At 48.4% G+C, this 13,516-nt stretch carries 11 protein-coding genes; 2 read left to right on the top strand and 9 right to left on the bottom strand.

Annotated features, from left to right (window positions below; all coding sequences use genetic code 11):
- Positions 1-104: 104 nt before the first annotated feature.
- Positions 105-1,472, bottom strand: coding sequence for an ABC transporter substrate-binding protein (locus L0M14_RS18355; protein ID WP_235118077.1), 1,368 nt, complete (start codon positions 1,470-1,472; stop codon positions 105-107).
- A 231-nt stretch (positions 1,473-1,703) separates the two neighbouring features.
- Between L0M14_RS18355 and L0M14_RS18360 the strand changes: the two genes are divergently transcribed.
- Positions 1,704-2,603, top strand: a complete 900-nt coding sequence (locus L0M14_RS18360; protein WP_235118078.1) for an SDR family oxidoreductase — start codon at positions 1,704-1,706, stop codon at positions 2,601-2,603.
- A gap of 71 nt (positions 2,604-2,674) precedes the next feature.
- Here the strand turns inward: L0M14_RS18360 and L0M14_RS18365 are convergent, their stop codons facing one another.
- From L0M14_RS18365 to L0M14_RS18375, 4 genes are read right to left on the bottom strand one after another with little or no spacing between them, the layout of a single operon-like run.
- Positions 2,675-3,181, bottom strand: a complete 507-nt coding sequence (locus tag L0M14_RS18365; RefSeq protein WP_235118079.1) for a hypothetical protein — start codon at positions 3,179-3,181, stop codon at positions 2,675-2,677.
- On the bottom strand, positions 3,178-3,654 hold the full coding sequence (locus L0M14_RS18370) for a hypothetical protein (protein WP_235118080.1): 477 nt from the start codon (positions 3,652-3,654) through the stop codon (positions 3,178-3,180). Before L0M14_RS18370 ends, L0M14_RS18365 begins: the two co-directional genes overlap by 4 nt.
- Before the next feature lie 6 nt (positions 3,655-3,660).
- The gene (locus L0M14_RS31590) at positions 3,661-3,867 is read right to left on the bottom strand and encodes a hypothetical protein (protein ID WP_311198733.1); all 207 of its coding nucleotides are present in this window, start codon (positions 3,865-3,867) and stop codon (positions 3,661-3,663) included.
- Positions 3,833-5,977 (bottom strand): glycoside hydrolase family 95 protein, encoded by a 2,145-nt coding sequence (locus L0M14_RS18375; protein WP_311198734.1) that lies wholly within the window; start codon positions 5,975-5,977, stop codon positions 3,833-3,835. Before L0M14_RS18375 ends, L0M14_RS31590 begins: the two co-directional genes overlap by 35 nt.
- A gap of 168 nt (positions 5,978-6,145) precedes the next feature.
- Between L0M14_RS18375 and L0M14_RS18380 the strand changes: the two genes are divergently transcribed.
- Positions 6,146-6,916 carry a helix-turn-helix domain-containing protein gene (locus L0M14_RS18380; RefSeq protein WP_235118081.1) on the top strand — a complete coding sequence of 257 codons (771 nt, stop codon included), beginning with the start codon at positions 6,146-6,148 and terminating at the stop codon, positions 6,914-6,916.
- Between the two features lie 342 nt (positions 6,917-7,258).
- Here L0M14_RS18380 and L0M14_RS18390 read toward each other — a convergent pair whose 3' ends face one another.
- The 4 genes from L0M14_RS18390 to L0M14_RS18405 all read right to left on the bottom strand — a co-directional run bounded on the left by L0M14_RS18390 (position 7,259) and on the right by L0M14_RS18405 (position 13,466).
- Positions 7,259-8,746 (bottom strand): alpha-N-arabinofuranosidase, encoded by a 1,488-nt coding sequence (locus L0M14_RS18390; protein ID WP_235118082.1) that lies wholly within the window; start codon positions 8,744-8,746, stop codon positions 7,259-7,261.
- Between the two features lie 159 nt (positions 8,747-8,905).
- Positions 8,906-9,979 (bottom strand): alpha/beta hydrolase, encoded by a 1,074-nt coding sequence (locus L0M14_RS18395; protein WP_235118083.1) that lies wholly within the window; start codon positions 9,977-9,979, stop codon positions 8,906-8,908.
- Between the two features lie 77 nt (positions 9,980-10,056).
- A complete protein-coding gene (locus L0M14_RS18400) occupies positions 10,057-11,595 on the bottom strand; it encodes a carboxylesterase/lipase family protein (protein ID WP_235118084.1) in 1,539 nt (512 codons plus the stop codon).
- Between the two features lie 92 nt (positions 11,596-11,687).
- A complete protein-coding gene (locus tag L0M14_RS18405; protein ID WP_235118085.1) occupies positions 11,688-13,466 on the bottom strand; it encodes a type 2 periplasmic-binding domain-containing protein in 1,779 nt (592 codons plus the stop codon).
- Between the last annotated feature and the right edge of the window lie 50 nt (positions 13,467-13,516).

A 13,516-nucleotide genomic window follows, 5' to 3' on the forward strand; every position in this document is an offset into this window, starting at 1 on the left:
ATACATCCAACCTATCTTCCAAATCTATTCCCACTCGTTTGAAAAACAAAGGACGAGCCCTTGTCAATTTCAAGGACTCGCCTGCAATGCCTATGCCCGATGCATTACTTCGATTTATTTGCAGCATCAAAATCTGCCTTTTCTTTCTCTAATTGCTTTGCCCATTCATCCAGCAGTTCCTTGGCTGTCATTTTCTTCGCCATGACCTTCTGAATCATCGGTGCCATATTCGTCTGAACTTTGTTATAACCAGGCAAGTATACAGGATTATCCGTAAACTTGGTATCCGGGGAGCTCATCAGATCAGCACCGGTTTTGATGTAAGGAACCTTCTGAATCCAATCATCTTTGAGCGCGTCTAGGTACGTCGGAATTTCTCCGTACAGCTGGCCATAGGGACTGTCAGAGTTGGAGACAAAGTAAGTCATAAACTTCCAAGCCGCATCCTTATTCTTAGAAGTCTTCAGCATCATCATAACCGATGGTGTAACTCCAGGCTGCACGTTCGTACCTTGTAGGCTAGTTGGAAACGGTGTTGCTGTAAATTTAGTTAAATCGTTGTTAAACGCCTTATTTTGTGCGCTTGCGGAACCAAGATTGTGGAAAATCATGCCGACTTTACCGGATTGGAAGGACGCCGCTAACTCCGTCCAGCCCTTGTTCAAATCATCCTCTGGTGTGAGCACATTGTAATTACCCAGGTATTTTTCCAGAAACTCAACATGCTTGGGATCGTTAATCGTAGCCTTGCCATCTTTCGTAAAGTAGTTCGTAATGCCAGAATATGAATACATCAAATACTCCAGTGTAGTCGCACTGCCAGCCCCGCCGCGAATCGAATATCCATAACGATCTTTGGATTTGTCAGTCAGCTTTTTAGCAGCTTCAAAGAAATTATTCCAATCGCCTTGAACCGGAAGGTTAGCCTCCTTCAACCAGTCTGGACGAACCCACTCTACCCATGGCAGAACAGCGTAAGGAAGTCCATACAGCTTTCCGCCAACCGGGTCTGCAGCCTTCATAGAAGCGATCGAACCCGTCGTAATCTTGTCCTTTTTGTCCCAGTTCGACATGTAAGTATCCAGCGGCTCTAACACATCGCGTCCAATAAAGTCAGATGTGAAGTTGTTGATAATATCCGGACCTTCTCCTGCCGCGATGGATACATTCAGCTTTTGAATATAACCATTCAGGTCGCCCGGCACCCCTAAATAATTGACCGTAATATTCGGATTCTTTGCCATAAAATCTTTCACAACGCCTTGCCAGAAAGCATCACGTTCCGGTGTCGTTGCCGCCGCCCAAAATGTAATGGTTGTTTTCTTGCCCGCATCCGATACGGCTGCACTCGAACTAGGTTGAGCACTTGCACTAGATGTGGAATCAGACCCATTTGATCCGCACCCGGTTAAAACGCTTCCAACTAACATGACAGAAGCCATGGCAAGTCCCAATTTCTTCTTTTGTAACATACATGTTCCCCCTCAACTTCGTATTTGTGACTAAAGATGATGTCTTCGTCTTGAATTCAGTCTATCTGAAGCAGTTGGCTTTTTATATAAAATAATTAACACACTTTGTTTGATTTCTTCAAACAATGATCCCATGCAAAAAAACACAACCTACGATTCAATTCGTCACTCACCCATTTCAGAAGCAAGAATAATGTAATAATAGTGAACTCTGAATTGGAGGGAAACCTATTGTATTCCCATGGACCACAAGTGACAAAATGCGAGGAAATCCCGGTCGAGTTTCCGTATCAATACCAACCCGGACAGCCGGGTTTGGAATATGTAATGGTGCCTCGGCCCGTATCGGAGCCGCCCGGAGCAACTGGATCGGGTAAGCTGCACAATAAGGTTGCGATCATTACCGGGGGGGACAGCGGAATTGGTCGGGCGGTTGCCTATTTATTTGCCCGAGAAGGCGCGGATATTGCTGTTGTATACCTTAATGAACACGCTGATGCTATAGAGACACAGGAGAGAATCCAGCAAATGGGCCGCCGCTGCTTGACGATTGCCGGGGATATAGGTGATGAAACATTCTGCAAAGAGGCCGTCGCACACACCTTGTCCAGATTCGGACGAGTCGATATCTTAATCAACAATGCGGCGGAACTTCTTTATGAAAAGGACATAACGGATCTCTCATCCGAGCAGCTGTTGCGGATCTTCCAGACGAATATATTCTCCTGTTTTTATTTTACGAAAGCTGTACTTCCTTACATGCAGCCGGGCAGCGCCATCATCAATACGAGCTCCCTCGCAGCGGATAAAGGCTATTCAGGAATGGCTAGCTACTCCGCCTCGAAAGGTGCTGTTAGCGCACTAACCCGTTCATTAGCGGTTTCACTTGCTGATCGGGGCATCCGGGTCAATGCCGTGGCACCTGGTCGAACATGGACTCCTCTAATCCCTTCATCCCTTCCGCCTGAATATTACATGTTTTATGGGTCTTTCCATAATTCTGGACCTATCAAAAGAGCAGCACAGCCTTACGAAATCGCCCCTATCTATTTGTACTTGGCATCGGAAGATTCCCGTTTCGTAATCGGTCAGACCATCCATGTGAACGGTGGAGAATATTTGGGCTTATGATCATGTGAAGCTAGGCAGGAAGTTCGTTAGTGGTATGCAAAAAAGCTCACGGAATAGGCGTCCGGAGCTTTTTATGCTTTCTTCCGCAGGGGGAGATGATTTCCAATAAAATGGTAAACCTTTATTAAAATCAAAGCGGATACCGGATACACCGGGATTGAATAGTATAACTTCCAACCGGTATATACAAAAAAACCGTTCAAAATTTGCAGCCATTCAAAGAATATCGAAAACGCAGTCCATCCGGCTATATAGAACACGAGACGCATCCGATTCTTTTTTTCACGCAAGTTCCATTTATCATAAAGAAATAAAAACATAAACGAAAACGGCGTATACAAAAAAACGTGAGCAACTGCCGTTATAGGCTCGTAAGTAGTATTATCACCACAGTAATAGAGCTCAAACGGCGGTGCGGCTAGCTCATAATCAGAGCTGGCAACAAACGCGACATTAAACGTCCAAAGGATGACGATAGTGATAGCGTCAAAATGCTTTCGTATCCTGAAGAACACGGTCATCGCTATAACCGAGCAAATAACTATGAACCATTCGTTCCAATCAACATGGAAATTCATGTTTTATCGTATCCCTTATAAAATTTCCCGCGAAAGACCATTTGGATCATCATCATCAACATCAAATAACCTATCCAAAATATGCCGGACCCTAACAAATACGGTCCCACGTGTTTAAAAACGCCCAGCCAATCGGAAATCCATTCTAAACCAAGCAAAAGAATCGAATACTTGATGATTATCCAGGCTTTTTTGATTTTGGATGAAGCAGCGGCAATTTCATGTAAACAAAACAGTGTAACGATTGGATACAGCACTAGGCGTATAAGCACATCCGAAAGCTCATGGACAACCGTCGGCGGACTCAAGACAATTTTTGTATTCATCGTAAAAATAGCCGATCGGTTTTGAATCAGTAAAGAAGCTAAGCACCAGTAAAAAAAGATTTCTAACGAATGTAAATGTTTGTTTTGATATTTCAAAAAGTAAACAAATACGAACAGACTAACGGAGCTATACAATAATAAAAGCATAGGAGCTCACTTCCTGGAAATCTTATGCATGTATTGTTTTCTGGTTTTCATTTCCTTATACCTTATCCCACGAGGAAACACATAACTTTGCCCGGCTTCCGCCGTGAATTCAATGATTTGGCCGTCCGCGAGTCCTTTGATTCGGCATGCACCGCCAACGTTTGATGTTACTTTGGCTTCAACGACGATGCTTTCCGCCCAACGAATATCCACTGTGTACCCCCCCGCGAGCTCTAAGTCCCCGGACATACCCATCTTTCCACTCCCGCGGCAGCGCCGGCAGCAAGTGGATCACGCCTGAGTGACTCTGAAGCAGCATCTCCGCAATACCAGCTGCTCCCCCAAAGTTCCCGTCAATCTGAAACGGCGGATGGTTATCAAGAAGATTGGGCAATGTGGAATGCCCAAGAAGAGCCATCACATTTTCGTATGCTTTGTTGGCATCATGAAGCCGCGCCCAGAAGTTGATGATCCATGCACGGCTCCAGCCCGTATGCCCTCCTCCATTAGCAAGCCTCCGCTCCAGGGTAACCCGCGCCGCTTTGGCAAACTCGGGTGTCTTCTCGACTGTAAATTGATCACCGGGATACAAACCGAACAGATGGGATACGTGCCGATGCCCGGGTTCAGCTTCCTCGTAATCCTCCATCCATTCCTGAATTTGCCCATGTTTGCCAATCGCCGGCTGCGGAAGCCGGGTCAAGGTCATCTTGAGTTCTTCACTGAATGGCTCGTCGATTGCAAGAATCTGTGTGCTTTCGATACAGGCGTCGAATAGTGCACGGATAATTTGAAAATCCATGGAAGCCCCGGCACAGAGGACACCGGACTCGCCATTCGGCAGCCTATATGTATTTTCCGGCGAGACCGAAGGACATGTGATCAGTTGTCCATCTGGCCCCTCGATTAGATAATCCTGCAAAAATTCCGCCGCCTCCTTCATGATCGGATACATCCGGGCGAGAAATTCTGCATCTTGGCCGTAGAGGAAGTGTTCCCACAGATGCAGGCACAGCCAGGCAGCGCCCATCGGCCAGAAGGAAGCCGGCAAATACGTATCCTGAGGAGCCGTATCTGCCCATAGGTCCGTATTATGATGAGCGGTAAAGCCGCGGCAACCGTACATGGTCCTCGCCGTTATCCGCCCGGGCTCTCTCATCCGTTCAATCAAGTCAAATAGAGGCAGATGGCATTCGGCTACATTTCCCGCTTCGGCAATCCAGTAATTCATTTGCGTATTAATATTAATTGTGAACTTACTGTCCCAAGGGGGAAGGAAGTGATCGTTCCAGATCCCCTGAAGATTTGCTGGAAGGGAGCCCGGACGGCTTGAAGAAATCAGCAGATAGCGGCCAAATTGAAAATAAAGGGCAACCAGGCCCGGATCATCATGTCCTTGAAGAATCCGTTCCAAGCGTTCCTTTGTTGGAAGGCGATCCGCTTCCCCTGTATCTTTTGACAGCCTTAGTTCCACTCGGTCGAAGAGTGAACGGTAATCATATATATGCCGTTCGAGCAGAGACTTAAAGGAATGCTTCATTGCCGATTCAATCTGTTCCATGCAGACGGCCTCGGGATCCGCAAATCGGAACGTAGTCCCCGCAGCTAAGAACAGAACGGCTTCATCCGCTTGCTCTACAATCAGATGGTCGCCGATCGTCTTATGAGCTCCGCCTTTGACCGAGGCCTTCAGCAGTGCGCAGAACTGTTCACCGCCTTCCCCTCCGCTATGTCCGGACATGATGAGGCCGTCTTGCTGCCATTTCCCCGTCTTTTCGACGTATCTCCACGAACCCCGATCAAACCTCGCCTTGAAGGTGATCGAGCCGGGTGTGCTTGCGGATAACCGAATGACCAGCACCTGATCTGGATAGCTGGCAAATATTTCGCGCAAGTACCGTACGCCTTGAAGCTCATATTCAACCCGCGCGATTCCACGGTCCAGATCTAACTCCCGGACATAATGTTCAGGCTTATCCTCATGTTTCGCAAAGGATAAACGTAGATCGCCCAGCGGTAAATAATGGCGTTGCGACTCAGGCAGGCCCGGCATGGCCATGGCTGCTAGCTCCTGTGCCTCTTGAAGCTTGCCTGCAAGAATCAACTCCCTAATCCGAGGAAGATTCGGCAGCGCATCGGGATTGTTACGATCACGCGGTCCGCCATACCATACCGAATCCTCGTTCAGCTGCAGCAGTTCCTTGTCCCATCGGCCAAGCACCATGGCGCCTAGCCGGCCGTTGCCGATAGGAAGCGCTTCATTCCATTCGGTTGCGGGTTCTCGAAACCATAACCGCTTGGTTGCGGTAGTTCGTGCTCTCATTTTCACAATACTCCTCCCCTATTCGCAATTCACGATCCTTTCATTTCTTGCAAAGACGAACAACTTTTCAAACTAGAAAAGTAACGAATCCTTTGGTAAAGTGAGAAAGACAAGGACTATACAATTATTTCCTCATATGATGGAACAAACCTTCGTGGAGGGGTACGGATGACCCATATTTATTATGTTGAATGCAATACTACGCACGCGAGCAATTTTGTTATCGACGTTCCCGTGGGATATCACTGGCTCCTTGTCCTAACGAAGACTCCCGCCCAATTCTGGGTCGATAACCAGCTCAAGGAATACCCTGCTCATTGCGCTGTTCTTTACCGCCCTCAGCAGAAGGTCTATTATCAGGCCTGTGCCGATCATTTCGTCAATGATTGGATACGCTTCGAGACAAATGAATTCTATATAACGGAATCACCGCTTCCATCGGGCGTTCCATTTTCCTTAGAAGACCCGGACTACTGCAGCAAGCTATTCGAACTGTTAGTCATCGAACATAACTTTACTCGCGGTTACAAAGAATCTTCCATTGACTGTTTGTTAAGGACGATGTTCAACCAGCTGCTGGAATCCTACTTTCATGCTGAAATCACTCCCCAATACTACAATCTATTGAGACTTCGCACCGCTATCCAAACCAATCCGAGCGATTATTGGACCGTTTCGAAAATGGCGGAAAACCTTCGAATCAGCCCCGGTTATCTTCAAAGCATCTACAAAAAAACGTTTGGAATTTCCTGCATGGATGACGTCATCAACAGCCGCATTCGATTAGCCAAGGAACATTTAATGCACAGCACTCAAACCATAGCTGAAATCGCTGCGCGGTGCGGATATCAAAATGTGGAGCATTTCTGCAGACAATTCAAGCAAATGACAGGAGATACACCAAGACACTACCAGAAGTGCACAAAAAAATGGATTTAAAAAAGAACACCCGATCTTTCCAGAGGGAAGTCGGGTGAGGCTTTTATTTCAATGAGATAACAACATGTCATTCTCGACACTCCATTTGGATCCACCGGGGTGCGGACAATCTTTCTCAAGCAATTTTCCGCGCACCTCCACTAGGCAGCCACAGTGCTTGCATGTCGTTTCGTATTCCAACGATGGGCAAGCGCGGCAAACGTCGACCCGGGAGCTATATGCCTCTTCACTCACAAAAGCAAAGCCCTTACCATTCATCGCTGCAAGCAATCGATTGATCTGATCGCGCGTCACTTGCACGTTAGACGAGCAGCCCTTACATCCTGCGTTCCCTCTCATAGACTAGGAACGCAGCGTTAGTACAACGACGGACATCGGAGGCAGCGTCGCCGTCAAGCCTTCGCCACTTATATCCGTTACTCCGCTGAATTCCGTCGGTTTCACGGTCTCCGGCTGCTCGAACGTGTTATGTGCGTTCATGTCTGCATGTGTCAGAATTCGCCCGCTGACGTTCATCGTCCCGTCCAATCCGCGAAGTCGCAGCGAAACCGGCACAGCCTGGTTCGGATTAACATTGCATAGGCTGATGTCGATTGTACCGTCCGCACGCTTCGATGCGGAGGCGCTGACCTGCGGAATCGTCTCTTCACCTACCCGGTATTCACCTGCAGTGAGATGAAGCTCAAGCGCTTGCGCATCCTGATGCACCTTGAACATTTCAAATACATGGTACGTCGGCGTCAATATCATCTTGGCCCCTTCTGTCAAAATCATCGCCTGCAGCACGTTAACGGTTTGCGCGATATTCGCCATGTGGACGCGGTTACAATGCTTCTGGAAAATGTGGAAATGAAGCCCTGCAACCAATGCATCCCGCAGGGAATTCTGCTGGTACAGAAATCCGGGGTTCGAGCCCGGCTCTACCTGGAACCAGGTTCCCCACTCGTCCACAATTAAGCCGACCCTTTTCTTCGGGTCATACTGGTCCATGATGGCGGAGTGGCGCGTAATCAGCTCGTCCATGCGCAAAGCCAGCTGCATGGTCTCAAACCATTCCGCTTCGGCGAATCCGATTGCCGGACGTTTCACCTCAAATCCGCCAGGCACTGTGTAGTTGTGCACACTGAGGCCATCCATATGTCCGGTTGCCTCGCGCATCAACACCTCCGTCCAGCGATAATCGTCTCCATTGGCACCGCCGGCAATTTTATAAATGCGGTTGCCGCCGTAGCTTCGAACATAGGTCTGATAGCGGCGATACTCGTCCGCATAATATTCGGCCCTCATATTCCCGCCGCAGCCCCAATTCTCGTTACCTACACCAAAGTATTTCAGCTTCCAAGGCTTCTCTCGTCCGTTCGCCTTCCGCCAGTTAGCCATCGGTGACTCACCTTCAAAGGTCATATATTCGACCCATTCCTGCATCTCCTGAACCGAGCCGCTTCCGACGTTACCGCAAATATATGGCTCCGTGCCAAGCAGCTCGCATAGATCGAAGAACTCGTGCGTGCCGAAGTGGTTATTTTCCACAACTCCGCCCCAATGCGTATTGACCATGCGTTTGCGCTGCTCCCTCGGACCAATCCCGTCCTTCCAGTGGTACTCATCGGCAAAGCAGCCGCCCGGCCAGCGAAGCACTGGAATGCTGAGCTGGCGCAGCGCCTCCAGGACGTCGTTCCGAATGCCTCGAGTATTCGGAATCGGTGAATCCTCGCCAACCCAAATACCCTCATAAATACATCTGCCGAGATGCTCAGCGAAGTGACCGTAAATATGCCGGCTGATCGTGCCGACCTCCAGATCCGTATTAACAGTAACTGTTGTGTTCATATCATCATCTCCTGATTGTCATTATTTCTAATTTCCACAAATAGCAACCACAAACTGGAAATTGCATGTAGAATCTTCGTATCTTTGTTCAATGGATGGATTCCAAAGAGCCGCTCCCTATGGAACGGCCCAGAAGCTATCCACCTGAGTTCGCCGCTGCTAAACGATGGTCAACCTGATCACATTCGGCCGCACATGCAGCTCACGTCTTCTGCATGACAATAGAAGAAACTGGTAGACTCCATTGTTCCATACATGAAAATCATGAACACCATGTTTGACAATAACCTGGTAAAAATCAGCGAGGTACGCTCCAGCAGCTTCAGCAAGTCCATCCGTTGAAGACTCGAAGCTGCCAATGGACACTTCATCTGCATCCCCGCAGATCATATATAGCACATGCAGCTGATGCATCTTGGAAGCGATACCCGCACCTAGCACCGAACCACCGCTAGAGGTAGGCGCGTTCGAAAACGCTCCAATATAAGCAAATAGATCTTCCATACCGGAAGCCCGTACCGTAGGATCAAGCCCATTTGCCCAACCGCTCTCTCTCCCGGTATAAGCCGTAGAATCACATCGGTCCCCGCCGAGTATCAAATTCAAAGCCTGCATGCCACCCATGGAAAGGCCAGCTATGGCCCTGTGCATACGGCTTTTTTCAATTCCCTCAGGGGATCTGTCCTGTATATTCGCACGAGTATGGTAAGTGGATTCGATAAAAGGAATCAAATCATATCTCAACTCATAATCGAAATAATAGAAGCCCAGGATGTTGGTCCCCATCGGATTGAACGATCGATCCGTCCAGTCGTGCGCACTTCTCCCATTAGGAAATACAATAATAAGCGGATCGATATGACCGTTTGCGATGAGATTGTCAACGATATTACACAGGACAAAGCTCCCGTCGACTTTGCCGTTGCTGTCCAGCCACTCATCATGATCCCCGCCTACGCCGTGCAGTAAATACAATACATTGTATTTGGTTTCGATATCATGCGGGTCGTAGCCAGCGGGCAAATAGACGCTACATGTCTTCAGGATGGCTTCTCCCTCAACTGGTTCTCTTCCCGCTTCAGCAGCTTCGACATTCCCGCTAGTCACTAGCTGCCTGGATGCGTTCAAATAATGTCTCACCTTATAGGTAACCTGATGAATCTCGCCTCTATGCCCCTCTTTAGCCAGCTGTTTATATTCGGGAGGCAGCGCTGTCATATCCATGTTCTCCATTGTTCGTCCTCTTGCTCCTTCCCTCATGTAAGCAAATTCATCGGTATGCGCATATTCCATGCCGTTGTCCAAAATTATTACATTTTATCCATTAATTTATATTTCTTCACATACTGCTGCACAAGAAATGCCATGATCTCACTCGGCTGCTCCCTGGAAAATTCGGATCGATCTGCAAACACCATCCTATACGGCGCTTCTGGCGTAAAGGCTTCCCAACGAGGCAGTTCCTCTCCGGTAGAATCCTGTCCGTTCGGATCTCCAGAACGGATGAAGTTAGCCCAATAAGTACACATTTGGCGGGCCAAATCATAATGTTTACCGACAAACGGTCTCCAGCACTTAGCCAACGTCTCGAAGAAAAACCACAGATCTACCGAGTGAAAGGCACCGGGATCATCCCAGCCTGGTATTTCCGCATCAAAATGATAATAGTAAAAAGGAGAATCCCCACCATGGTCAGCACTTACTTGTGCTGCGATGCGAATCGCATATTCAATGCTGCTAACCGCTGCCCTCTGTATGCGCTCCTCCACACTGCCCGACTGCGCACTGCAAAGCGCAAGAAACGTATCCGCATCGTCGCCGAACATGTCCTCGGCCAATTTCTCAAAGTCGCCAATTGTATCCAGATTCGGAGTGCTGATAAACTCCCCTGACGTATGACCGAATAATACCGGTACCATCCAACGTTTATTTTGAAGAAACAATTCAAACGAATGACCTACACTGAATGCCTGATCGACAACCGTGCCCCAGAAGCCCTGGTATTCTACGGCCTTGTCTCGCAGGTAGACGGCATCGAGCCCTCGTGCTTCCTCTAGGGAGGAAACGCCTAGATACTCAAAAAACTCCACGCCTTCCAGCTCGGCATCCCCCAGCTGAAGCCCAAATTTGGGCATGCGATTTCCTGGGTAAAGCTCTTTGAAAATACCGCTTTGGATAATGGCCCTCTGGAACAGACCTTCATTCTGAGGCGAAACCAGTTGGCTCAAGACGCTACCGCCACCGGCCGACTGTCCCCCGATGGTGATATTGTCCGGATCGCCTCCGAAGGCTGCAATATTGCGCTTCACCCATCTTGTTGCCGCTTGCTGGTCAAGGTTGCCGAAGTTCGCTGGTGCTTCCGGCGATTCCGCCGTAATCTCCGGATGGCATAAAAATCCAAAGACATTCAAACGATAGTTGATCGTGACGACCACGATGCCACGCCGGGCGATGCGCTCTCCGTCAAATTCCATTTCGGCGGTATGGCCGACTTGCAGCCCTCCGCCAAAATACCATACATATACCGGCAATTTCTCATCGGTGCGAGTAGCCGGTGTCCAAACATTCAGGTAGAGGCAATCCTCATCCATGGCAATATCCGGTTCTACGGCCCATTCCCGGGTATAGATGTTGTTCGGGTCGATCTCCTGTCTCACCTGCATCGAGATCGGTGCGAATTCGTAGGCTTTGAGCACGCCGCTCCAGTCTGCGGCTGGCTGCGGGGCTCGCCAGCGATTCTCGCCAACGGGCGGGGCAGCAAATGGAATCCCCTTGAAGCTCGTGATTCGGGGATCAGCTGCCGGCAAGCCCTGTACGATCCCATTTTCAACCTCTACGATTCTTAGCATATGTAATGTCCCCCTTCATTTCACCAAATAGCATTTCAAGCTGTCTGCATACTTCGGCCCCGCTCATGGTTCAGCAGGGCCTTTTGAGGGTTTTACTTATTAGCCGAAGCTTCCGTACGCATCTTAACGATCTTTTGAGCTTTCGTTTTATCCGCTGCAAATACATCTTCCCAGCCAAGTCCAACTACATCTGTCTTCATTTTTGCCCATAGCTGGTCAAATTCCGCTTGATTCTTGGCAAATACCATTTTCCAGGACGTATTCTTCACATAGTTCGAAATCTGGCTCCGCTTGTTTTTAATGTCAGATGAATCGCTTCCCAGGCTTGTGTTGATATTAGGAACGATATCGATCATATGATTTTTCATGTAGTACTCAGTTGGGTTTGTAGCGTCATAAGCTTTCTGCCAATCCGTAGTTAAAGCCGTTTTATTCGCTTCAATGGTCGTGCTCCAGTAATTGTTGTTATAGAATTCTCCCGTATCGGGATCCTTCACAAAGTCGCTCATAATCATGCTGTTGATCTTACTCTGACCATCCTGATAGCCACCGCCGCCGTACTGATCCGGTACAGGTGTATTTTTTTGGAAGGCAGTCTGCCCAACTTCGGTTAGCTTATACTTCCCATCCGCTGTCTTTTCATAATTGAAGCCTTCAAATCCATTCGTATAGTAGCGCAATCCTTCAGGTGAAACGGTCCAGTCCAGGAACTCCATAATTCGTTCAGGATGCTTGGCTTTTGCGCCGAGAGCAAACACTCTTCCGTTTCCGTAGTAAGCGTCACTGTTCTGAATAATATGGGTGTCAGCGATAGGAACAGCGACATTGCCATCCCCATTCTTTCCTCTTTCGATGGAATTATAGAATCCTCTTTGCCACGAATACCACAAGAGCAATACCTGCTTGTTCGTGAGCTTTTCAGCTACTTTATTCCAATCCTGTGTTGCCGAATCAGGATCTACAAGTCCCATCTGATTTGCCGTAAAGTAGAATTGCAGAATCTTCTTGTACATGCTGTTGTCATCAACGAGCGGAACAATGTCGCCTTTTGCATTGAGCTGCAGGGTTGTGGTTCCTTCCGGCTGTTCATAGCCGTACCAGTTGCTGAGCCAGCGTACATTCTCCATATCACCGTTGTCCCAATCCTTCCACAAGGTAATCGGAACAATCGGTTTCCCGTCTGCCGTCTTCGGATATTTCTCTTGCATGCTCTTAAGCACATTCAGAAGATCTGTCAGATTATTCAGCTTGGGAGCCCCTACGCCCTTATAATAATCCCACGGCATAATAGGGCTGGAATAGGGGATTTCTTCCGAGAATGTTGTCGGTGAAGTATCCGCTTCAAAAGTTGGCATCGCATAAATCTTGCCATCAGGATTTACCTTGTCAAAAGCCGCATTGAATGGCTTATAATGATTGTCCACATAAGTGGAGAGATACTTTGTATTCTTGACCTTATCTGTCAGATCCATAACAAGACCCGCCGGTATCAGCTCTTCCAGCTGACTGTTATCGACAATCATCAGATCGCCCAGATCACCCGCTGCCGACCTCGTCTTGTACAATTGATCGCCCGCAATCTGTGGAGCAAGAATGTTCAACGTTAGATTAAACTTGTCTTTCAGCAGCTTGCCGTACCAGCCCGTTTGTTCCCCCTGATAATTGGCTGCATTGTCAAAGACGGTAATGGTCAAAGGCTCACTGTGATCAATGGCTGTTTGACCCTGTGAGGCCGGGCTGCTTGCTCCCCCAGTCGTCGGATCCGCACTGCTGGGTGCGCTTTCGCAACCACTGAGTACGGTCATTCCCAGGACGAGGCAGGCCAATACGGCCGACATCGATTTATTTCCTGCTCCGCTCGTCTTACTCATTTGCATTCCCCCCATATTGTTCGTTTATTATAATCGCGCAGATTAACCCT

It is taken from the genome of Paenibacillus hexagrammi (genome assembly GCF_021513275.1).
Lineage (GTDB): Bacteria > Bacillota > Bacilli > Paenibacillales > NBRC-103111 > Paenibacillus_E > Paenibacillus_E hexagrammi.